Genomic DNA, 21,664 nt, shown 5'->3' on the forward strand with positions numbered 1-21,664 from the left:
CGAAGAGGCCGTGTCAGTCGACGTTAATGTTGAATGACACACCGCATTCGCGAGCAAGCCCGCTCCCACAGGGGAATGATCATCGCAGGTTGTTTTGATCTATGATCGATCCCTCGTTCCGGAGGGCCTTCGATGACTGATTTACTCACGTCCATTCAAGCCGCACTCGGCTTGCCGCACACCCCGATCCCTTTCACGTCGAGCGGCGCCTTGCCCTCGGCGTTCGCCGTCACCGACCTGGCCTGCGCCAGCATTGCCGCCGCCGGCCAGGCGGTCAGCGAATTACTGCAACAGCACACCGGTCGTTTGCCCAGCCTTGAAGTCGACCGCCGCCTCGCCTCGTTCTGGTTCGCCACGTCGATCCGCCCCATAGGCTGGAACGTACCGCCGCTGTGGGACCCGGTGGCCGGGGACTATGCGACGAAGGACGGCTGGATCCGCCTGCACACCAACGCCCCGCATCACCGCGCCGCCGCTGAAAGCGTGCTCGGCGCCTGCGCCGACCGCGCCGCCATGGCGAGCCAAGTGGCGAAATGGGCCAAGACCGATCTGGAGCACGCCGTGGTCGAGGCCGGTGGCTGCGCCGCCGAAATGCGCACCTGGGCGCAATGGCAAACTCATCCCCAAGGCATTGCGGTGAACGCCGAGCCGTTGATTCAGTTCAGCGCCAACAGCATCGCCAAACCATGGCAAGGCTCGGTGGCGCGGCCGCTGGCCGGAATCAAGGTGCTGGATTTGACCCGGGTGCTCGCCGGCCCCGTCGCCAGCCGTTTCCTCGCCGGCCTCGGCGCCGATGTCTTGCGCATCGACCCACCGACCTGGAACGAGCCCGGCGTGGTGCCGGAAGTCACCCTCGGCAAACGTTGCGCACGCCTGGATCTGCACGACAAGGCTGATCGCACCGTGTTCGAAAGCCTGCTCAAGGACGCCGACATTCTGCTCCACGGCTACCGCGCCGATGCTTTGGAGCGCTTGGGTTACGGCGTGTCCGAACGCCAGGAGTTGGCGCCCGGTTTGGTCGATGTCTGCCTCAACGCCTACGGCTGGAGCGGCCCGTGGCAGAACCGCCGGGGTTTCGACAGCCTGGTGCAGATGAGCAGCGGGATTGCCGAGGCGGGACAGCAATGGAAGAAAGCGGACAAGCCGACGCCATTGCCGGTGCAGGCGCTGGATCACGCCACCGGGTATTTGATGGCGGCTGCGGCGATCAAGTTGCTGGGACAGGGTGGATCGGCGCGGCTGTCGTTGGCGCGGACGGCGAAGTTGTTGATCGAGCAAGGCGCCGGGACGAATGAGCCGTTGCGGGCCGAGGATGAGAATGATCAGGGGCTGTTGGTGGAGCAGACGCCTTGGGGGCCGGCGCATCGGTTGCATGTCCCCCTGAAAATCACCGGGACACCGCTGCAATGGACACTGCCGGCTGCGGAATTGGGTTCCCATCGGGCGCAGTGGTGGTGATCTTTGGACCGATCGTTCCCACGCTCTGCGTGGGAATGCAGCCCGGGACGCTCCGTGTCCCATTGGAACGCGGAGCGTCCCTTGAGGCATTCCCACGCGGAGCGTGGGAACGATCAACCCGGTCACCTGTGGGAGCGGGCTTGCTCGCGAAGGGGCCGGGTCAGTCACCAAAAAACCCTCAGTCAGCCCGACTCAAAGAAGCCCACAAAACCTGCGCCGCATACCCCCGAAACGGTCGCCACCCCTCCGCCCGCTGCAACAACCCCCGCGCCGTCACCGCCCCGCCTTCCAGCGCCGCCAGCGCATTGATCAACCCCACATCGCCGCTTGGAAACCCATCCATATCCCGCAACTGCCTTAACGCAATGTACTGCGCCGTCCAGTCGCCAATCCCGTGCAACGCCAACAACCGCGCCACGCCGCCCTCGCGCCCTGGCTCAAATAACAATGGATCATCGAGCAACGCCTGGGCCACGCCCGACAACGTCCGGCCACGGCTTTTCGGCATGCCCAATGTCGCCAGGTCCGCCGCCGCCAACACCGCCGCTTCAGGAAACACATGGGTCAGCCCCGGCACTGTCGAATCCAATGGATCGCCATACTGCGCAACTAATTTGCCAGCCAGTTTGATCGCCGCCACCACGGTAATCTGCTGCCCCAACACCGCACGGATCGCCAATTCCAGGCCATCCCACGACCCTGGCACGCGCAAGCCCGGACGCTCGGCAATCAGCCGCGCCATCAACGGATCAGCCGCCAAATATCGATGGATCACCGGCAAATCTGCGTCGAGATCGAACATCCGCCGCAACCGCGCCACGATCTCGGGCACGGCGCTCGGGTCCGGAAACTCCAGCGTCACTTCCAGCGCATCACCACCGGCCGGAACAATCGAAAACGTGCCGTGCACACCGTTCAAGCCGATGCTGCGCGAATACACGCCATCGACCACCGTCTCCATCCCGATAATCGCCCGCGCCGACAAGAAACCCAGCATCGCCACCCAGTCATAAGGGGGTCGATACGCCAGCAGCAACCTCATCGCAACAACCCTCCAACGGTTAGCGCAAAACCTGTGGGAGCGAGCTTGCTCGCGATAGCGGCGTAACAATCGGCATTCATGGTGAACGTGATATCGCTATCGCGAGCAAGCTCGCTCCCACAAGAGCCTGTTATTTATAGCCGATCAATCTATGCCCGTTATATATGGAAGTTCTGATCAATCATTCTGTACTGCAAACAATCGGCAAAACTTGCGAAAACCCAAAAGCGAACTAACTTAAAAACCTCACCGCATTCAGCATTATTTCCTCACAACCCCGCCAACGCCTCTGGAATGGGGATTTCCAGCGATACATCTATGCGCGCTAATAGTTCATAAGTCTTTCATTAACAATGGAATGTGCCCATGCACTGATCTATGTCAGTTGATTGAACAGTTAACAGATTTAGTCTGCTGTCTCTCTTCTCCTGCACTGGAGTCATGCAATGTCTGCAACCCCCGGAAAACTAAGACTCGGCGCACTGGTAGCGCTGGTTGTCGGCTCAATGATTGGTGGCGGGATCTTCTCTTTGCCGCAAAACATGGCCGCCAGTGCGGACGTCGGCGCGGTGTTGATCGGTTGGGCGATTACGGCGGTGGGCATGCTGACCCTCGCCTTCGTCTTTCAAACCCTGGCCAATCGCAAACCGGACCTGGACGGCGGGGTCTACGCCTACGCCAAGGCCGGTTTCGGCGACTACATGGGTTTCTCGTCGGCCTGGGGTTACTGGATCAGTGCGTGGCTGGGCAACGTCGGTTACTTCGTGTTGCTGTTCAGCACCCTCGGTTACTTCTTCCCGATTTTTGGCGAAGGCAACACCGTCGCCGCAGTGATCGGTGCTTCGGTACTGCTCTGGGCTGTGCACTTCCTGGTGTTGCGCGGGATCAAGGAAGCGGCGTTCATCAACCTGGTGACCACCGTCGCCAAGGTCGTGCCGCTGCTGCTGTTTGTGATGATCGCGGTGTTCGCCTTCAAACTGGACATCTTCACCGCTGACATCTGGGGCAGCCAAAACACCACCCTGGGCAGCGTGATGAACCAGGTGCGCAACATGATGCTGGTCACCGTGTGGGTGTTTATCGGCATCGAAGGCGCGAGCATCTTCTCGGCCCGCGCCGAGAAACGCAGCGACGTCGGTAAAGCCACCGTGATCGGCTTCATCACCGTGCTGTTGTTCCTGGTGCTGGTGAACGTGTTGTCGCTGGGGATCATGACCCAACCGGAACTGGCCAAGTTGCAGAACCCGTCGATGGCGGCGGTGCTGGAACATGTGGTCGGCCATTGGGGCGCGGTACTGATCAGCGTCGGCCTGATCATCTCGTTGCTCGGCGCGTTGCTGTCGTGGGTGCTGCTGTGTGCGGAGATCATGTTCGCCGCCGCCAAGGACCACACCATGCCGGCGTTCCTGCGCAAGGAAAACGCCAACCACGTGCCGGTCAATGCCCTGTGGCTGACCAACGCCATGGTCCAGGTGTTTCTGATCATCACGCTGTTTTCCGCCAGCACTTACCTGTCACTGATCTACCTCGCCACTTCGATGATTCTGGTGCCGTACCTGTGGTCGGCGGCCTATGCGTTGCTGCTGGCGGTGCGCGGCGAAACCTATGAGAACGCCCTGGCCGAGCGCAAAAAAGACTTGATCATCGGTGGTGTCGCCGTGATTTACGCGGTCTGGCTGCTGTATGCCGGCGGCATCAAATACCTGCTGCTGTCCGCCCTGCTCTATGCCCCCGGCGCGATCCTGTTCGCCAAGGCCAAGCTCGAAGTGGGCAAACCGGTTTTCACCAATGTCGAGAAGCTGATTTTCGCCGCCGTCGCCGTCGGCGCCCTGATCGCGGCCTACGGGCTGTATGCCGGCTTCCTGACTCTGTAACCGTTTCAATCTGGAGGATCACTGTAATGACCACGGAAAAAGTGAAGCTCGGCGTGCATTCCGAAGCCGGCAAACTGCGCAAAGTCTTGGTTTGCTCCCCCGGCCTGGCCCACCAACGGCTGACCCCGAACAACTGCGACGAACTGCTGTTCGACGACGTGCTGTGGGTCGCCCAGGCCAAGCGTGACCATTTCGATTTCGTCACCAAGATGCGCGAACGCAATATCGACGTGCTGGAAATGCACAACCTGCTGACTGACATCGTCGCGATTCCCGAAGCCCTGGACTGGATTCTCGAACGCAAGATCACCGCCAATTCGGTGGGCCTGGGCCTGATCAATGAAGTGGGTTCATGGCTGCGCAGCCTGGAGCCGCGCAAGATCGCCGAATTCCTGATTGGCGGTGTATCGGCGGATGACCTGCCGAACAGCTTCGGCGGCAAGACCATCGAGATGTTCCGCGACTTCCTCGGCCACTCCAGCTTCATTCTGCCGCCGCTGCCCAACACCCAGTTCACCCGCGACACCACGTGCTGGATCTTCGGTGGCGTGACCCTGAACCCGATGTACTGGCCGGCGCGCCGTCAGGAAACCCTGCTGGCCAGCGCCATCTACAAATTCCACCCGGAATTCACCAACGCCGACTTCCAGGTCTGGTACGGCGACCCGGATCAGGAGCACGGCAACGCCACGCTCGAAGGCGGCGACGTGATGCCAATCGGCAACGGCGTGGTGCTGATCGGCATGGGCGAGCGCTCGTCCCGCCAGGCCATCGGCCAACTGGCGCTCAACCTGTTCAAGCACAACGCCGTTGAGCGGGTGATCGTGGCCGGCCTGCCGAAGTCCCGGGCAGCGATGCACCTGGACACGGTGTTCAGCTTCTGCGACCGCGACCTGGTGACGATTTTTCCGGAAGTGGTCAACCAGATCGTCGCCTTCACCCTGCGCCCCGACGACAGCAAACCGGGTGGCATCGACGTGCGCCGCGAAGAAACCAATTTCCTCGACACCGTGGCCGCCGCACTCAATCTCAAAACGCTGCGCGTGGTGGAAACCGGCGGCAACAGCTTCGCCGCCGAACGCGAGCAATGGGACGACGGCAACAACGTGGTGGCCCTGGAACCGGGGGTGGTGATCGGTTACGACCGCAACACCTACACCAACACCCTGCTGCGCAAGGCTGGCGTGGAAGTCATCACCATCAGCGCCGGTGAACTGGGCCGGGGCCGTGGCGGCGGCCATTGCATGACCTGCCCGATCATTCGCGACCCTATCGACTATTAATTTCGTAGCCCTGCTTCGCGCTTATAAGGCGCGAGGCCGGGGGATAACCGAAACCCAAGGAGATCCAAATCATGGCTTTTAACATGCGCAACCGCAGCTTGCTGAGCTTGATGCACCACACCACTCGCGAGCTCAACTACCTGATCGACCTGTCCCGCGACCTCAAACGCGCCAAGTACACCGGCACCGAGCGTGCGCACCTGAAAGGCAAGAACATCGCGCTGATCTTCGAAAAAACCTCGACCCGCACCCGTTGCGCCTTCGAAGTTGCGGCCCACGACCAGGGCGCCCACGTCACCTACATCGATCCGGTGTCGTCGCAGATCGGCCATAAAGAAAGCATGAAAGACACCGCCCGCGTGCTGGGCCGGATGTTCGACGCCATCGAGTACCGTGGTTTCGAACAGGAAATCGTCGAAGAGCTGGCCAAGTTCGCCGGCGTACCGGTGTTCAACGGCCTGACTGCTGAATTCCACCCGACGCAAATGATCGCCGACACCCTGACCATGCGCGAGCACAGCGACAAGCCACTGCATGAGATCAGCTACGCCTACCTGGGCGATGCGCGCTACAACATGGGCAATTCGCTGCTGATGATCGGCGCCAAACTCGGCATGGACGTGCGCATCGGCGCGCCGAAAGCGCTGTGGCCGCATCAGGACTTTATTGACCAGTGCCAAGCCTTCGCCATCGAGAGTGGTGCGCGCATCACCATCACCGAAGACCCGAAAGAAGCGGTCAAAGGCGTGGACTTCATCCACACCGACATCTGGGTGTCGATGGGTGAGCCGGTGGAAGCGTGGGACGAGCGCATCGAGCAACTGCTGCCGTACCAGGTCAACACCGCGATGATGAAAGCTTCGGGCAACCCGCGGGTGAAGTTCATGCACTGCCTGCCCGCGTTCCATAACAGCGAAACCAAAGTCGGCAAAGACATCGCCGCACGCTATCCGCACCTGGCCAATGGCGTCGAAGTGACCGAAGAAGTCTTCGAATCCCCGGCCAACATCGCCTTCGAACAAGCGGAAAACCGCATGCACACGATCAAGGCGATATTGGTCTCGGCGTTGGCGGATATCTAAGTACCAAACCGGCTCCCCCTGACGAAACACGGTCAATGTGGGAGCGGGCTTGCTCGCGAAAGCGGTGTGTCAGGCAACATTGATGGCGACTGACACAGCGCATTCGCGAGCAAGCCCGCTCCCACAGTGGACCGAGTTGTTTGCCAGCTCTTTGTAGAAGGACTGCACCATGCGTATCGTCGTCGCCCTGGGCGGTAACGCCCTGCTCCGCCGTGGTGAACCCATGACCGCGGACAATCAACGCGCCAACATCCGCGTTGCCACCGAACAGATCGCCAAAATCTACCCAGGCAACCAACTGGTCATCGCCCACGGCAATGGCCCGCAAGTCGGCCTGCTGTCTCTGCAAGCGGCGGCCTACACCTCGGTGTCGCCTTACCCGCTGGACGTGCTCGGTGCCGAGACCGAAGGCATGATCGGCTACATCATCGAACAGGAACTGGGCAACCTGCTGGACTTCGAAGTGCCGTTCGCCACGCTGCTGACGCAAGTCGAAGTCGATGCCAAAGACCCGGCATTCCAGAACCCGAGCAAACCCATCGGCCCGGTCTACTCCAAAGCAGAAGCGGAAAAACTCGCCGCCGAAAAAGGCTGGGCGATTGCCCCGGATGGCGACAAGTATCGGCGCGTGGTCGCCAGCCCACGGCCGAAACGCATCTTCGAAATCCGCCCGATCAAGTGGCTGCTGGACAAGGGCAGCATCGTGATTTGTGCGGGCGGTGGCGGCATTCCGACCATGTACGGTGCCAGCGGCCAGCTCGAAGGCGTGGAAGCGGTGATCGACAAGGACCTGTGCTCGGCGCTGCTGGCCGAACAGCTTGAATGCGATTTGCTGGTGATCGCCACCGACGTCAGCGCCGCGTTTATCGACTTCGGCAAACCCACCCAGAAAGCCATCGCCCAGGCCCACCCCGACGACATGGAAAAACTCGGCTTCGCCGCCGGCTCCATGGGGCCGAAGGTCCAGGCAGCCTGCGAGTTCGCCCGCCATACTGGCAAAGTCGCGGTCATCGGTTCACTCTCGGACATCGAAGCGATCGTCCAGGGCAAGGCCGGCACCCGCATCAGCACGGCGACACCTGGCATTACTTACCTTTAAAAAGAAACTCGGCGGCAGGCCCGGGGTCTGCCGTTCTCCAATGCCTTCGAAGGAGAGATGAATATGGCCACGTTCGAACCGGGTCACCTGCACATCGAACGCCACGCGTTGAACGACGATGATGTCAGTTACAACCTGTGCATTGACTATGAAGTCACCCAGGATCCGGAAAAAGGCATGCAGTTCACCGTGCACGGCAACATCCTGGGCAAGGACATGAAAGAGTCATTTTTCCTGCCCAAGGATCAGGCCTATAACTTCGCCAGCAACGTGACGAAAATCGCCGAGCAATACGGGGTTCCCAAGACCCATAGCGGCATTGGCTCGGTGCACAAGCATTACGACGCGATGTTCGAAGATGTGCGGGTGCAGCTGGATATGAAGTCCGGTGATCCGGTAAAACCCGAACACCTGGAATAAATTTCCTGCTGTAGCGCAACCCTGGGGGAGCGGGCTTGCTCGCGAAAGCGGTGGATCAGTCACCATCAATGTTGCCTGACACACAGCTTTCGCGAGCAAGTCCGCTCCCACAAGGGATCATCACCAGGCCGAAGTCCTGCGCAGGATTTGATCGTTCCCACGCTCTGCGTGGGAATGCCGCAACGGACGCTCCGCGTTCGGCTCTGAAGGGACGCGGAGCGTCCCGGGCAGCATTCCCACGCAGAGCGTGGGAACGATCATCCGTCCAGCATTTCACCTAACCCCTCCTCCAAGGCATACTTGCCACCCTCCGCACTCCAGAATCAAAAACCGCCCCATGCGTATCCACGTCAGCTTTATCGACCGCGTCGGCATTACCCAGGAAGTCCTGGCCTTGCTCGGTGGGCGCAATCTCAATCTGGATGCGGTGGAAATGGTTCCGCCCAACGTCTACATCGACGCCCCGACCCTGAGCCCGGAAGTGCTCGACGAGTTGCGCGATGCGTTGCTCAGCGTACGCGGCGTGCAGGCGATGACGGTGGTCGACATCCTGCCCGGCCAGCGCCGGCACTTGCAGCTCGACGCCTTGCTCGCGGCCATGACCGACCCGGTACTGGCCTTGGACAGCGCCGGCAAAGTGCTGTTGGCCAACCCGGCGCTGATTGCTCTGTACGGTCGTGAACCTGCCGGTGAAAGCATCGCCGAGTTGTTTGCCGACCCGGCGCTGCTTGAGACCTTGCTGGAAAACGGCTTCCGCCTGCCGCTGCGGGAAATCACCGTCAACGGCCAGACCTTGCTGCTGGACGCCACGCCGATCACCGACGCCGGCGCTCTGCTGACTTTGTATCAACCGAGCCGCATCGGCGAACGTCTGTCGGCCCTGCACCACGACCATGCCGAAGGTTTCGACGCGCTGCTTGGCGAATCTCCGGCCATCCGCACGCTCAAGGCTCGCGCTCAACGTGTGGCCGCCCTCGATGCGCCGCTGTTGATCCAGGGCGAAACCGGCACCGGCAAAGAACTGGTGGCCCGAGCCTGTCACGCCATCAGTGCGCGGCACAGTGCTCCGTTCCTGGCGTTGAACTGCGCGGCATTGCCGGAGAACCTCGCCGAAAGCGAACTGTTCGGCTACGCCCCTGGCGCCTTCACCGGCGCGCAACGGGGCGGTAAACCGGGGCTGATGGAACTGGCCAACCAGGGCACGGTGTTTCTCGATGAGATTGGCGAGATGTCGCCGTACTTGCAGGCGAAGTTGCTGCGGTTCTTGAACGACGGCAGTTTCCGTCGGGTCGGTGGTGATCGCGAAGTGAAGGTCAATGTGCGCATCCTCAGCGCCACCCACCGCGACCTGGAAAAAATGGTCAGCGAAGGCACCTTCCGCGAAGACCTGTTCTATCGCCTCAACGTGCTCAACGTCGAAGTCCCGCCGCTACGCGAACGGGGCCAGGACATTCTGCTGCTGGCCCGCTACTTCATGCAGCAAGCCTGCGCACAAATCCAGCGCCCCGTGTGTCGCCTCGCGCCGGGCACTTATCCCGCGCTGCTGGGTAACCGCTGGCCGGGGAATGTGCGGCAATTGCAAAACGTGATCTTCCGCGCCGCCGCGATTTGCGAAAGCAGTCTGGTGGATATTGGGGACCTCGACATCGCCGGCACCTCGGTAGCGCGGCAGAGTGACAGTGAAGTGGATAGCCTCGAACAGGCAATGGAAGAGTTCGAGAAAACCCTGCTGGAGAAGCTGTACGTCAGCTATCCGTCCACCCGGCAGCTGGCCAGCAGACTGCAAACCTCCCACACCGCGATTGCCCATCGATTGCGCAAGTACGGCATTCCCAATAAGCCGTAAGCCCTACTCGGTTGATCGTTCCCACGCGAGCGTGGGAACGATCACCCCCCCGTAGGAGCTGCCGAAGGCTGCGATCTTTTGACTTTAGCCTTGTAGCGCCTGGGACAAGATCGCAGCCTTCGGCAGCTCCTACGGGGCGTATTCCAATTCAAGAGCTTGTAACCTGTTTAAAAGCGACCTGCATCTGTACTGAAAGCGCTACAGCGGAATGATATCGATACACCCTCCTTGGATCACCGCTGTGCAAGGCTTTGATCCCATTACGCTTTTTTCTTCGCTTCGCGCTGTAGCGATTTCGCTACAGTCATTCAAAACCCTCGCCATCAAAAAACACTCAAGGCATTGATTTGTAACGACTTAATAACCTTGGCCGCGATCTTGCTTAGTAACCGCTCATAAAGAAGGGCTTTAGCCCAAGCATTCAATCGCGTCCACCAGACGAGTCTGGCCCCCTTAGGAGTTTCCATGAGCGAGTTGCGTTTTACTGAAGATCACGAATGGCTGCGCACTGAAGCTGACGGTAGCGTCACAGTCGGCATCACCGCTTTCGCGCAGAACGCCTTGGGCGACGTGGTTTTCGTACAACTGCCTGAGCTGCAGTCCTACGACAAAGGCGCTGAAGCCGCCACCGTGGAATCGGTCAAAGCCGCCAGCGGCGTGTACATGCCCCTCGACGGTGAAGTGCTGGAAGTGAACCCGGCGCTCGACAGCAGCCCTGAGCTGGTCAACGAAGATCCACTGGGCGAAGGTTGGTTCTTTCGCTTCCAGCCAAAAGATGCCTCGGCCGTTGCCAAACTGCTGGATCAGGACGCCTACGACCGTCTGATCAAAGCCAACGCCGACGCCTGAGGAAACCGACATGACTCAAGTAAATCTCAGCACCGCCAATGAATTCATCGCCCGCCACATCGGCCCGCGTTCCGGCGATGAGCAAGCCATGCTCAACAGCCTCGGTTTCGACTCCCTGGAAGCCCTGAGCGCCAGCGTCATTCCCGAAAGCATCAAAGGCACCAGCGTCCTCGGCATGGACGATGGCCTGAGCGAAGCCGACGCCCTGGCGTTGATCAAAGGCATCGCCGCCAAGAACCAACTGTTCAAGACTTACATCGGCCAGGGCTACTACGGCACCCACACGCCGTCGCCGATCCTGCGCAACCTGCTGGAAAACCCGGCCTGGTACACCGCTTACACCCCGTACCAGCCAGAAATTTCCCAGGGCCGTCTCGAAGCGCTGCTGAACTTCCAGACCCTGATCAGCGACCTCACCGGCCTGCCGATCGCCAACGCTTCCCTGCTCGACGAAGCCACCGCCGCCGCCGAAGCGATGACCTTCTGCAAACGCCTGAGCAAGAACAAAGGCAGCCACGCCTTCTTCGCTTCCGTGCATTGCCACCCGCAGACCCTCGACGTGCTGCGCACCCGTGCCGAGCCGTTGGGCATCGACGTCGTAGTTGGCGACGAGCTGGAACTGACCGACGTAACGCCGTTCTTCGGCGCCCTGCTGCAATACCCGGCCAGCAACGGTGATGTGTTCGACTATCGCGAACTGACCGAACGCTTCCACGCCGCCAACGCCCTGGTCGCCGTCGCGGCTGACCTGCTGGCCCTGACCGTGCTGACCCCGCCGGGCGAATTCGGCGCCGACGTGGCCATCGGCAGCGCACAACGCTTTGGCGTGCCGCTGGGTTTTGGTGGCCCGCACGCGGCTTATTTCTCGACGAAAGATGCGTTCAAGCGTGACATGCCGGGCCGTCTGGTCGGTGTTTCCGTGGACCGTTTCGGCAAGCCGGCCCTGCGCCTGGCCATGCAGACCCGCGAGCAACATATCCGTCGCGAGAAGGCTACGTCGAACATCTGCACCGCCCAGGTGCTGTTGGCCAACATCGCCAGCATGTACGCCGTGTACCACGGCCCGAAAGGCTTGACCCAGATCGCCAATCGCATTCATCACCTGACCGCCATCCTGGCCAAAGGCTTGAATGCACTGGGCCTGAGCGTCGAGCAAGAAAACTTCTTCGACACCGTGACGATCAAGACCGGCGCCAACACCGCCAAGCTGCACGACAAGGCACGCGCCCAGCAAATCAACCTGCGTGTGGTCGATGCTGAACGCCTGGGCCTGTCCCTCGACGAAACCACCTCGCAAGCCGACGTCGAAACCCTGTGGAGCGTCTTGGCCGACGGCAAAGCGCTGCCAGATTTCGCCGCCCTCGCTGCCTCCGTGGTCAGTACTCTGCCGGCAGCCCTGGTTCGCCAATCGCCGATCCTCAGCCACCCGGTGTTCAACCGTTACCACTCGGAAACCGAGCTGATGCGCTACCTGCGCAAGCTCGCCGACAAGGACCTGGCCCTGGATCGCACCATGATCCCGCTGGGTTCGTGCACCATGAAACTCAACGCCGCCAGCGAAATGATCCCGGTGACCTGGGCTGAGTTCGGTGCCCTGCACCCGTTCGCCCCGGCCGAGCAAAGCGCCGGTTACCAGCAGTTGACCGATGAACTGGAAGAGATGCTCTGCGCCGCGACCGGTTACGATTCGATCTCCCTGCAACCGAACGCCGGTTCCCAAGGTGAGTACGCTGGTCTGCTGGCGATTCGTGCCTATCACCAGAGCCGTGGCGAAGATCGTCGCGACATCTGCCTGATCCCGTCCTCGGCTCACGGCACCAACCCGGCCACCGCCAACATGGCCGGTATGCGCGTGGTTGTGACCGCGTGCGATGCCCGTGGCAACGTTGACATCGAAGACCTGCGCGCCAAAGCCATCGAGCACCGCGAACACCTCGCGGCACTGATGATCACTTACCCGTCGACCCACGGCGTGTTCGAAGAAGGCATCCGCGAAATCTGCGGCATCATTCATGACCACGGCGGCCAGGTGTACATCGACGGCGCGAACATGAACGCAATGGTCGGCCTCTGCGCACCGGGCAAGTTCGGCGGCGACGTCTCGCACTTGAACCTGCACAAAACTTTCTGCATCCCCCACGGTGGTGGCGGCCCGGGCGTTGGTCCGATTGGCGTCAAGTCGCACCTGACCCCGTTCCTGCCGGGTCACGGCACCATGGAGCGTAAAGAAGGCGCGGTCTGCGCGGCACCGTTCGGCAGCGCGAGCATTTTGCCGATCACCTGGATGTACATTCGGATGATGGGCGGCGCGGGTCTCAAGCGTGCTTCGCAACTGGCGATCCTGAATGCCAACTACATTTCCCGTCGCCTCGAAGAGCATTACCCAGTGCTCTACACCGGCAGCAACGGCCTGGTGGCGCACGAATGCATCCTCGATTTGCGTCCGCTGAAAGACAGCAGCGGCATCAGCGTCGATGACGTGGCCAAGCGCCTGATCGACTTCGGCTTCCATGCGCCGACCATGTCGTTCCCGGTGGCCGGCACGCTGATGATCGAGCCGACCGAAAGCGAATCCAAGGAAGAACTGGACCGCTTCTGCGATGCCATGATCCGCATCCGCGAAGAAATCCGCGCGGTGGAAAACGGCACGCTGGACAAGGAAGACAACCCGCTGAAAAACGCCCCGCACACCGCGGCGGAAATCGTCGGCGAGTGGACGCATCCGTACAGCCGTGAGCAAGCGGTTTACCCGGTCGCGTCGTTGATCGAAGGCAAATACTGGCCGCCGGTCGGTCGCGTCGACAACGTGTTTGGTGATCGCAACCTGGTTTGCGCCTGCCCGTCGATCGAAAGCTACGCTTGACCTATAGGGGGGCGGGTTTATTCGCCCCTCACAAGGACGCCACACCTCCTGTAGGAGCGAGGCTTGCCCGCGAAGCTTTTAGCGGCCGTGATGGCCTCTTCGCGGGCAAGCCTCGCTCCTACAGGTTCGCGTTGCTCCTCATAACAAGAAACCGGAGAACAACTCATGTCGTTAAGCGTGTTCGACCTGTTCAAGATTGGCATCGGCCCCTCCAGCTCCCACACCGTCGGCCCGATGCGTGCCGCTGCGCGTTTTGCCGAAGGCTTGCGCCGTGAAGGGCTGCTGGCCGCCACCGCCTGCGTCAAAGTCGAGCTCTACGGCTCGCTCGGCGCCACGGGTAAAGGCCACGGCAGCGACAAAGCCGTGCTGCTCGGCCTGGAAGGCGAACACCCGGACACCGTGAACACCGAAACCGTCGCTGCCCGTCTGCAAGAAATTCGTGGCAACGGTCGTTTGAACCTGCTCGGCGAACACAGCATTGCGTTCAACGAGAAAGAACACCTGGCGATGATCCGCAAACCATTGCCCTATCACCCCAATGGCATGATCTTTCGTGCCTTTGACGCCGCAGGCCTGCAAGTGCGCAGCCGAGAGTACTACTCGGTTGGCGGCGGTTTCGTTGTCGATGAAGACGCCGCTGGCGCCGACCGCATCGTCGAAGACGCCACGCCGCTGACCTTCCCGTTCAAAAGCGCCAAGGACCTGCTTGCTCACTGCGCCACCTACGGTTTGTCGATCAGCCAGGTGATGCTGACCAACGAAAGCGCCTGGCGCCCGGAAGCGGAAACCCGCGCCGGTCTGCTGAATATCTGGCAAGTGATGCAGGACTGCGTCGCCGCCGGTTGCCGCAACGAAGGCATCCTGCCCGGTGGCTTGAAGGTCAAGCGCCGTGCCGCGGCGCTGCATCGGCAACTGTGCAAGAACCCGGAATCGGCCCTGCGCGATCCGCTGTCGGTGCTGGACTGGGTCAACCTCTACGCGTTGGCGGTCAACGAAGAAAACGCCAATGGCGGACGCGTCGTCACGGCGCCCACTAACGGTGCGGCGGGAATCGTCCCGGCGGTGTTGCATTACTACATGCGCTTCATCCCCGGCGCCAACGAAGACGGCGTCGTGCGTTTTCTGCTGACTGCAGCGGCCATCGGCATTCTCTATAAAGAAAACGCCTCGATTTCCGGCGCCGAAGTCGGCTGTCAGGGTGAAGTCGGCGTGGCCTGTTCGATGGCGGCCGGTGCCTTGTGCGAAGTTCTCGGCGGCAGCGTTTCGCAGGTGGAAAACGCCGCGGAGATCGGCATGGAACACAACCTCGGCCTGACCTGCGACCCGATTGGCGGCCTCGTTCAAGTGCCATGCATCGAGCGCAACGCCATGGGCTCGGTGAAAGCCATCAATGCGGTACGCATGGCCCTGCGTGGCGACGGTCAACATTTCGTCTCCCTCGACAAGGTCATTCGCACCATGCGCCAGACCGGCGCTGACATGAAAAGCAAATACAAGGAAACCGCCCGTGGCGGTTTGGCGGTCAACATTATCGAGTGCTGATGCCCGCGCATTGGCATCTGCACACTTTTTCAGGAGCTGAATATGTCCACCGAACAATTGCTGAAAACCCCGCTGCACGCGCTGCACATCGAACTCGGCGCGCGCATGGTGCCGTTCGCCGGCTACGACATGCCGGTGCAATACCCGCTGGGCGTGATGAAAGAACACCAGCACACCCGTGACCAGGCCGGGCTGTTCGATGTCTCGCACATGGGCCAGATCCGCCTGACCGGCGCCAATGCCGCCAAGGCCCTGGAAACCCTGGTGCCGGTGGACATCATCGATTTGCCGGTGGGCATGCAGCGCTACGCAATGTTCACCAACGAAACCGGCGGCATTCTCGACGACCTGATGGTTGCCAACCTGGGTAACGACGAACTGTTCCTGGTGGTCAACGCCGCGTGCAAGGATCAGGACCTGGCGCACCTGCGCAAGCATATTGGCGATCAGTGCACCATCGAGCCGTTGTTCGAAGAGCGTGCGTTGCTGGCCCTGCAAGGTCCGGCCGCCGTGACCGTACTCGCACGCTTGGCCCCTGAAGTGGCGAAGATGACCTTCATGCAGTTCGCCCGGGTGAAGCTGCTGGGCGTGGACTGCTTTGTCAGCCGTTCGGGCTACACCGGCGAAGATGGTTTCGAAATCTCCGTGCCGGCCGCCAGTGCCGAAGCCCTGGCCCGTGCGCTGCTGGCCGAACCGGAAGTCGCCGCCATCGGCCTTGGCGCCCGTGACTCGCTGCGCCTGGAAGCCGGCCTGTGCCTCTACGGCCACGACATGAACACCGAGACCACCCCAATTGAAGCGAGCTTGTTGTGGGCCATTTCCAAGCCTCGTCGTGCCGATGGTGCGCGGGCCGGCGGCTTCCCCGGCGCGCAAAACGTATTCGCCCAGCAACAGGGCGGTGTCAGCCGCAAGCGCGTTGGCCTGCTGCCGCAAGAACGCACCCCGGTGCGTGAAGGCGCGGAGATCGTCAACGAAGCGGGTGAGATCATCGGCAGCGTATGCAGCGGCGGCTTCGGTCCGACCCTCGGCGGTCCCCTGGCCATGGGTTACCTCGACAGCGCGTACATCGCATTGGAAACGCCAGTTTGGGCAATTGTTCGTGGGAAAAAGGTGCCTTTGCTTGTAAGCAAAATGCCATTTGTTCCACAACGCTACTATCGCGGTTGATTGACTGTTTCTATAAGTAACGCGGTTGCGTTAACAGTGCACTAATCTGTAACGCAACCGCCATAAAACAGTGCATTCGTTCGATATTGAACTTGGCTTATAACGATCGAAAACAATTGAACACCACATTCGTATAAGCCCGCACTAGTGGACTGACTAACAGCCTCCAACCTGAGCAAAACCGGGCCCCTCACAGGGGCTTGTTTTTTATCGGCTAGTTGGCGTAGAGTTTGTTCACTGTGTTTGCATGGGTCGCTTGGAATCGTGACCTGGGCAGTAGCCTACAAGTTAGCTACATCCCGTTCGACGTCTTCTTACTCTCCTGCAACCAGCCCCAGTACTCTTTCATGAGGAAGAGACTGTCATTAATTTTTGCGTCAAAGGAAATAAGAAATGTCCCAACGTCAGAGCGGTACTGTTAAGTGGTTTAACGACGAGAAAGGTTTTGGTTTTATCACTCCTGAAAGCGGTCCGGATCTGTTCGTGCATTTCCGCGCCATCCAGGGCAACGGCTTCAAGAGCCTGAAAGAAGGCCAGAAAGTGACTTTCGTCGCTGTGCAAGGCCAGAAAGGCATGCAGGCTGACGAAGTACAAGCAGAAGCCTAACCTTCTGTAACGAAAAAGCCCCTGATGCTGACATCAGGGGCTTTTTTGTGCGCGTAAATCCGTAAAATGGCTTCTTTTTCCGCCAGAGGCTGCCATGTCGAAACACCTGCTCAACCCCAAGGGCGACTTTCCCGCCGCCACCCTGGGTCGTCGCCTGGCAGCAATGTTCTATGACTTCCTGTTGTGCACCGCCCTGCTGATCGTCACCAGCGGCATCTACAAGATGATCCAGATGGCGATCATCGGCGAAGACAAGATGCGCACCCTGACCGAAGCCGGGGCACTGGACGGCGATCCACTCCTGTCGACGGTGCTGTTGTTCGTGTTGTTCGGGTTTTTCGCCAAGTTCTGGACCTGGTCTGGACAGACCCTGGGCATGCAGGTGTGGGGCATCCGGGTACAGAATGCCGATGGTTCTTCCATCAGTCTTTGGCAGGCGCTGTTGCGGTTTGTCGTGTCGATCGGGTCTTGGTTATGCGTGGGCCTGGGCTTTCTCTGGCCGCTGTTTGATAAACAGAAGCGCAGCTGGCATGACATGTATTCCAATACGCAGTTGGTGCGAATCCCGAAGAAAACCAAGTAATCCTGTAGCGCAAAAAACAATGTGGGAGCGGGCTTGCTCGCGAAAGCGGTGTATCAGTCGACATTGATAGTGACTGACCCACCGCTTTCGCGAGCAAGCCCGCTCCCACACTAGGAGGATGTGTGGCTTAAGCGTTGCCAGCCAACTTCATCCGTGCAGCCTGGGTAAAGTCCAGCATTCGCTTCAACGGCCGGATCGCCTGGGGAATCAACGCCGGATCGACAAAGATCTCGTTCGTCCCTTCCTTCAAGCTCTTGAGCGTGCGCTCAAGGGTATTCATCGCCATCCACGGGCAGTGCGCGCAACTGCGGCACGCGGCACCGTTACCGGCCGTTGGGGCTTCGATGAAGACCTTGTCCGGGCACAGCTGCTGCATCTTGTAGAAGATGCCGCGGTCGGTGGCGACAATCAGCGTCTTGTTCGGCAGGCTTTGCGCGGCGGCGATCAACTGACTGGTGGATCCGACGGCGTCCGCCAGTTCGATCACCGAGGTCGGCGACTCCGGGTGCACCAGAATGGCCGCGTCCGGGTACAGCGCCTTCATGTCTTCGAGCTGCTTGGACTTGAACTCTTCGTGAACGATGCAGGCACCGTCCCACAGCAGCATGTCCGCGCCGGTCTTGCGCTGGATGTAGGTGCCCAGGTGCTTGTCCGGCCCCCAGATAATCGTTTCGCCGTTATCCATCAGGCTTTCGACGATCTCCAGCGCGCAGCTTGAAGTCACCACCCAGTCGGCCCGGGCCTTCACCGCTGCCGAGGTGTTGGCGTATACCACCACCGTACGTTCCGGATGTTGGTCGCAGAACGCCGAGAACTCGTCCACCGGGCAGCCCAGGTCCAGCGAGCACGTCGCTTCCAGGGTTGGCATCAGCACGCGTTTCTCGGGATTGAGAATCTTTGCAGTCTCGCCCATGAACTTCACCCCGGCGACCACCACGGTCTTGGCCGGATGGGCATTGCCGAAGCGCGCCATTTCCAGGGAGTCGGAGACGCAGCCACCGGTTTCTTCGGCCAGGGCCTGAATCACCGGATCGCAATAGAAGTGGGCCACCAGCACCGCGTCCTGAGCCTTGAGCTCGGCTGCGATGGCAGAACGGTAATAGGCCTCTTCCTCGGCGGTCAGCGGCTTGGGCTGCTTGGCGTCGAGGTGAGCTTGAACCAGTAGGCGTTCGGAAATTTGCGTCATGATCGCAAGACCTGCGGGCGCTTTCGCGCGAAAGTCGAGTATACACCCGGCTCCGGACCGCTAATGGGTCCCGCCGGGAGAGTGAGTATTCATCAGGCACAGCGTTGGAGCCGGGCAAGGCTACAGAATATCCCTCGGATGCAAAAGATGATTCTGACCTGCGTCACGCGGTGTAGCCCCGTGTTGAGTCAAGCTCAAATCGCAGGCAAAAAAAAATCCGGAAATCCTCACTTGCGTGGGCCTTCCAGACTTTTAAAACTGCTACAAAAATGGTGGGTCGTGTGGGATTCGAACCTACGACCAATTGGTTAAAAGCCAACTGCTCTACCAACTGAGCTAACGACCCGCTGTGTGGTGGCGCGTATAATACTGATTTTTAAGGACTATTCAACACCTAATTTGAAATAAATCAAAAATAAGGTGTTGGGTCGCTGATTCCGGCTGCCGCGAAGCCTTCTGCACGCAGGCGGCAGCTGTCGCATTTGCCGCAGGCATAGCCTTTATCGTCGGCCTGATAGCAGGAAACCGTCAGCCCGTAATCGACGCCCAGCTTCACGCCTGCCTGGACGATCTGCGCCTTGCTCAAGTTCTGCAGCGGCGCCTGGATGCGGAAACCATTGCCTTCGACGCCGGCCTTGGTCGCCAGATTGGCCATGCGCTCGAAGGACTCGATGAACTCCGGACGGCAATCCGGGTAACCGGAGTAATCCACGGCGTTCACACCGATAAAGATGTCACGGGCACCGAGCACTTCAGCCCAGCCAAGTGCCAGGGACAGAAACACCGTGTTGCGCGCCGGCACGTACGTTACCGGAATACCTTCGCCCGCCTCTTCCGGAATATCGATGCTGCTGTCGGTCAGTGCCGAGCCGCCCATACCGTCCAGGTTCAGACCGATCACCTTGTGCTCGATTACACCCAAGTCGCGGGCGACACGGGCAGCGGCGTGCAATTCGGCATGGGAGCGCTGACCGTAATCGAAGCTCATGGTGTAGCAGGCGTAGCCTTCAGCACGGGCCATGGCCACGACGGTCGCCGAGTCGAGGCCGCCGGACAGCAGGATCACCGCACGTTTTTCGGTGGTGTTCAGTTGTTCAGTCATATCAGCGCCCCGGCTCGTCGTTCCAAAGATATTTATGCAGCTGCAATTGCAGACGTACTGGCAAGTTGTCCGCCACCACCCAGTCCGCCAGGTCCCGAGCATTCAGGTCATGGTGACTTGGCGAGAACAGCACTTCGCCGGCCCGTCGATCAAGACCGTACTGGATCAGCTTGGACACGGCCCAGTCGTAGTCTTCCCGCGAGCAGATGACAAACTTCACCTGGTCGTTGGGAGTCAGCAGTTCGATGTTCTCATAGCGGTTGCGGTGCGCTTCTTTCGAACCTGGGGTTTTCAGGTCGACGACGCGACTGACCCGGGAATCTACCGCCGAGATGTCGAGTGCACCACTGGTTTCCAGTGACACTTCGTAACCGGCATCACACAACCGCTTGAGCAATGGGATGGCGTTGGGTTGCGCCAACGGCTCGCCGCCGGTGACACACACGTAACGCGGACGGAAACCGGCCACTTGCTCGAGGATGTCGTCGAGGGGGCGAATGGTGCCGCCGGTGAACGCATAAACGCTGTCGCAGTATTGGCAACGCAATGGGCAACCGGTCAGGCGCACAAAAACAGTGGGCAGCCCGGCAGTCCGCGTTTCACCCTGCAACGAGTAGAAAACTTCGGTGATTCTCAATGTGTCTTGCATAGTCGCCACGGGCGTAACAGCTAAACAGGCTGTCCGCCTCCGTCAGGCTCTTCAAGGAACCCCGCCAACGCGCGAATCCCAAAAAGCGTGTTTCAGAAAAAGGGCGTGAATTCTAACGAAAAAACCCGCGACAAGCGCGGGTTTCTTCAATTCGGGTCAAGCACGCTTACATACGTTGCAGATCGCGTTGGGCCAGCTGAGCGGCGGAAGTGCCCGGATATTGGGACACCACCTGCTGCAGAATGCCTTTGACCTTGTCGGTATGACCGAGTCGGCGCTCTACATCAGCCAGCTTGTACAGCGAGTCAGGCACTTTGGCGTGCTTGGGGTACAGCTGCGAAACCTTGGCAAACGCCTGACCTGCACCTTGCAGATCGCCTTTGGCCAAGTTGACTTCGCCCAACCAGTACTGGGCATTGCCCGCGTATTGGCTGTTCGGGTATTTGCGCAGGAAAGCGGCGAAAGCCTGGCTGGCCTTGTCGAAATCCTTGGCTTTGATCAGGTCGAAGGCTGCATCGTAATACAGTTTTTCCTTCGCCGGATCACCCGGTTCACTGCTGGCGGCCGGGGCTTGAGCGGCGACCGCTCCCGCACCTGCGCCTGCAGCGGCTGCTGCACCGGGGGCATTCAACGTGCCACCGGTGGAAGAATTATCAGGACTTGCGGCTGGTGCAACGCCGGTTCCTATGCGCCGATCAAGATCCTGGTATCGCTCCAGGTTTTCTTGCTTCATGCGCGCTACATCATTTTGCAGGACTTCGATCACACCCTGTTGGCGTGAGATCTGCTCTTGCATCGATTGCAGTTGGTTGAACAGCTCGCCCTGTGCCGAGACAGGGGCCGAAACCCCTCCCCCGGCATAGGCGCCGTTCGTACCGTAACCCGCAGGCGGATAACTGCTCCCGCTATTGTTATAACCGGAGTTGTCATCGACCACAGGAACCGCAGCCCACACCGCAAGCGGCGCGAGACTGAGAGCCAAAACAGTTACAGCACGACGGCACGTTCGCATG

General features: G+C 60.2%; 18 protein-coding genes and 1 tRNA gene. 13 read left to right on the forward strand and 6 right to left on the reverse strand.

Features of this window, described 5'->3' with window-relative positions:
• Nucleotides 1–132 precede the first annotated feature (132 nt).
• Nucleotides 133–1,458, forward strand: a complete 1,326-nt coding sequence (locus BK665_RS25125; RefSeq protein ID WP_123409266.1) for a CoA transferase — start codon at nucleotides 133–135, stop codon at nucleotides 1,456–1,458.
• A 178-nt stretch (nucleotides 1,459–1,636) separates the two neighbouring features.
• Here BK665_RS25125 and BK665_RS25130 read toward each other — a convergent pair whose 3' ends face one another.
• Nucleotides 1,637–2,500, reverse strand: coding sequence for a DNA-3-methyladenine glycosylase family protein (locus BK665_RS25130; protein WP_123409267.1), 864 nt, complete (start codon nucleotides 2,498–2,500; stop codon nucleotides 1,637–1,639).
• A 446-nt stretch (nucleotides 2,501–2,946) separates the two neighbouring features.
• On the opposite strand from BK665_RS25130, the gene arcD reads away from it, so the two are divergent.
• The 12 genes from arcD to BK665_RS25200 all read left to right on the forward strand — a co-directional run bounded on the left by arcD (nucleotide 2,947) and on the right by BK665_RS25200 (nucleotide 17,714).
• On the forward strand, nucleotides 2,947–4,374 hold the full coding sequence (gene arcD / locus BK665_RS25135; protein ID WP_123409268.1) for an arginine-ornithine antiporter: 1,428 nt from the start codon (nucleotides 2,947–2,949) through the stop codon (nucleotides 4,372–4,374).
• Nucleotides 4,375–4,400: 26 nt separating this feature from the next.
• Nucleotides 4,401–5,657, forward strand: coding sequence for an arginine deiminase (gene arcA / locus BK665_RS25140; protein WP_123409269.1), 1,257 nt, complete (start codon nucleotides 4,401–4,403; stop codon nucleotides 5,655–5,657).
• A 71-nt stretch (nucleotides 5,658–5,728) separates the two neighbouring features.
• On the forward strand, nucleotides 5,729–6,739 hold the full coding sequence (locus tag BK665_RS25145) for an ornithine carbamoyltransferase (RefSeq protein WP_123409270.1): 1,011 nt from the start codon (nucleotides 5,729–5,731) through the stop codon (nucleotides 6,737–6,739).
• A 169-nt stretch (nucleotides 6,740–6,908) separates the two neighbouring features.
• Entirely contained in the window at nucleotides 6,909–7,838 is a 930-nt protein-coding gene (gene arcC, locus BK665_RS25150) for a carbamate kinase (protein WP_123409271.1), read from the forward strand.
• Nucleotides 7,839–7,901: 63 nt separating this feature from the next.
• Nucleotides 7,902–8,258 carry a DUF5064 family protein gene (locus BK665_RS25155; RefSeq protein WP_123409272.1) on the forward strand — a complete coding sequence of 119 codons (357 nt, stop codon included), beginning with the start codon at nucleotides 7,902–7,904 and terminating at the stop codon, nucleotides 8,256–8,258.
• 337 nt (nucleotides 8,259–8,595) lie between these two features.
• Nucleotides 8,596–10,104 (forward strand): transcriptional regulator GcsR, encoded by a 1,509-nt coding sequence (gcsR, locus tag BK665_RS25170; RefSeq protein ID WP_123409274.1) that lies wholly within the window; start codon nucleotides 8,596–8,598, stop codon nucleotides 10,102–10,104.
• Nucleotides 10,105–10,569: 465 nt separating this feature from the next.
• Nucleotides 10,570–10,953 (forward strand): glycine cleavage system protein GcvH, encoded by a 384-nt coding sequence (gene gcvH, locus BK665_RS25175; RefSeq protein WP_123409275.1) that lies wholly within the window; start codon nucleotides 10,570–10,572, stop codon nucleotides 10,951–10,953.
• 10 nt (nucleotides 10,954–10,963) lie between these two features.
• Entirely contained in the window at nucleotides 10,964–13,816 is a 2,853-nt protein-coding gene (gene gcvP / locus BK665_RS25180) for an aminomethyl-transferring glycine dehydrogenase (protein WP_123409276.1), read from the forward strand.
• Nucleotides 13,817–13,981: 165 nt separating this feature from the next.
• Nucleotides 13,982–15,358 carry an L-serine ammonia-lyase gene (locus BK665_RS25185; RefSeq protein WP_123409277.1) on the forward strand — a complete coding sequence of 459 codons (1,377 nt, stop codon included), beginning with the start codon at nucleotides 13,982–13,984 and terminating at the stop codon, nucleotides 15,356–15,358.
• Nucleotides 15,359–15,400: 42 nt separating this feature from the next.
• A complete protein-coding gene (gene gcvT / locus BK665_RS25190) occupies nucleotides 15,401–16,525 on the forward strand; it encodes a glycine cleavage system aminomethyltransferase GcvT (RefSeq protein WP_123409278.1) in 1,125 nt (374 codons plus the stop codon).
• 393 nt (nucleotides 16,526–16,918) lie between these two features.
• Nucleotides 16,919–17,131 (forward strand): cold-shock protein, encoded by a 213-nt coding sequence (locus BK665_RS25195; protein ID WP_003175786.1) that lies wholly within the window; start codon nucleotides 16,919–16,921, stop codon nucleotides 17,129–17,131.
• A gap of 94 nt (nucleotides 17,132–17,225) precedes the next feature.
• Complete coding sequence (locus BK665_RS25200) at nucleotides 17,226–17,714, forward strand: RDD family protein (RefSeq protein ID WP_123409279.1); 489 nt, start codon at nucleotides 17,226–17,228, stop codon at nucleotides 17,712–17,714.
• Between the two features lie 127 nt (nucleotides 17,715–17,841).
• Here BK665_RS25200 and nadA read toward each other — a convergent pair whose 3' ends face one another.
• The 5 genes from nadA to ybgF form a co-directional block, all read right to left on the reverse strand.
• Nucleotides 17,842–18,900: a quinolinate synthase NadA gene (gene nadA, locus BK665_RS25205; protein ID WP_016773509.1), complete on the reverse strand. Its 1,059-nt coding sequence runs from the start codon at nucleotides 18,898–18,900 to the stop codon at nucleotides 17,842–17,844.
• Nucleotides 18,901–19,170: 270 nt separating this feature from the next.
• Nucleotides 19,171–19,246: transfer RNA gene (locus BK665_RS25210), tRNA-Lys, on the reverse strand.
• Between the two features lie 63 nt (nucleotides 19,247–19,309).
• The gene (queC, locus tag BK665_RS25215; RefSeq protein WP_123409280.1) at nucleotides 19,310–20,002 is read right to left on the reverse strand and encodes a 7-cyano-7-deazaguanine synthase QueC; all 693 of its coding nucleotides are present in this window, start codon (nucleotides 20,000–20,002) and stop codon (nucleotides 19,310–19,312) included.
• Nucleotide 20,003: 1 nt separating this feature from the next.
• Complete coding sequence (queE, locus tag BK665_RS25220; protein ID WP_123409281.1) at nucleotides 20,004–20,651, reverse strand: 7-carboxy-7-deazaguanine synthase QueE; 648 nt, start codon at nucleotides 20,649–20,651, stop codon at nucleotides 20,004–20,006.
• Between the two features lie 166 nt (nucleotides 20,652–20,817).
• The gene (gene ybgF, locus BK665_RS25225; RefSeq protein WP_123409282.1) at nucleotides 20,818–21,663 is read right to left on the reverse strand and encodes a tol-pal system protein YbgF; all 846 of its coding nucleotides are present in this window, start codon (nucleotides 21,661–21,663) and stop codon (nucleotides 20,818–20,820) included.
• Nucleotide 21,664 lies beyond the last annotated feature (1 nt).

The organism is Pseudomonas frederiksbergensis (assembly GCF_003732665.1).
Lineage (GTDB): Bacteria > Pseudomonadota > Gammaproteobacteria > Pseudomonadales > Pseudomonadaceae > Aquipseudomonas > Aquipseudomonas frederiksbergensis_G.

Excerpts from the sequence above, each read along its gene's own strand:
- nadA (WP_016773509.1), bottom strand. The coding sequence starts at position 18,900 with ATGACGCAAATTTCCGAACGCCTACTGGTTCAAGCTCACCTCGACGCC.
- gcvT (WP_123409278.1), top strand. The coding sequence starts at position 15,401 with ATGTCCACCGAACAATTGCTGAAAACCCCGCTGCACGCGCTGCACATC.
- BK665_RS25200 (WP_123409279.1), top strand. The coding sequence starts at position 17,226 with ATGTCGAAACACCTGCTCAACCCCAAGGGCGACTTTCCCGCCGCCACC.
- BK665_RS25155 (WP_123409272.1), top strand. The coding sequence starts at position 7,902 with ATGGCCACGTTCGAACCGGGTCACCTGCACATCGAACGCCACGCGTTG.
- BK665_RS25185 (WP_123409277.1), top strand. The coding sequence starts at position 13,982 with ATGTCGTTAAGCGTGTTCGACCTGTTCAAGATTGGCATCGGCCCCTCC.
- gcsR (WP_123409274.1), top strand. The coding sequence starts at position 8,596 with ATGCGTATCCACGTCAGCTTTATCGACCGCGTCGGCATTACCCAGGAA.
- gcvH (WP_123409275.1), top strand. The coding sequence starts at position 10,570 with ATGAGCGAGTTGCGTTTTACTGAAGATCACGAATGGCTGCGCACTGAA.
- queC (WP_123409280.1), bottom strand. The coding sequence starts at position 20,002 with ATGACTGAACAACTGAACACCACCGAAAAACGTGCGGTGATCCTGCTG.
- arcC (WP_123409271.1), top strand. The coding sequence starts at position 6,909 with ATGCGTATCGTCGTCGCCCTGGGCGGTAACGCCCTGCTCCGCCGTGGT.
- ybgF (WP_123409282.1), bottom strand. The coding sequence starts at position 21,663 with ATGCGAACGTGCCGTCGTGCTGTAACTGTTTTGGCTCTCAGTCTCGCG.
- BK665_RS25125 (WP_123409266.1), top strand. The coding sequence starts at position 133 with ATGACTGATTTACTCACGTCCATTCAAGCCGCACTCGGCTTGCCGCAC.
- BK665_RS25195 (WP_003175786.1), top strand. The coding sequence starts at position 16,919 with ATGTCCCAACGTCAGAGCGGTACTGTTAAGTGGTTTAACGACGAGAAA.
- arcA (WP_123409269.1), top strand. The coding sequence starts at position 4,401 with ATGACCACGGAAAAAGTGAAGCTCGGCGTGCATTCCGAAGCCGGCAAA.
- gcvP (WP_123409276.1), top strand. The coding sequence starts at position 10,964 with ATGACTCAAGTAAATCTCAGCACCGCCAATGAATTCATCGCCCGCCAC.
- queE (WP_123409281.1), bottom strand. The coding sequence starts at position 20,651 with ATGCAAGACACATTGAGAATCACCGAAGTTTTCTACTCGTTGCAGGGT.
- BK665_RS25130 (WP_123409267.1), bottom strand. The coding sequence starts at position 2,500 with ATGAGGTTGCTGCTGGCGTATCGACCCCCTTATGACTGGGTGGCGATG.
- BK665_RS25145 (WP_123409270.1), top strand. The coding sequence starts at position 5,729 with ATGGCTTTTAACATGCGCAACCGCAGCTTGCTGAGCTTGATGCACCAC.
- arcD (WP_123409268.1), top strand. The coding sequence starts at position 2,947 with ATGTCTGCAACCCCCGGAAAACTAAGACTCGGCGCACTGGTAGCGCTG.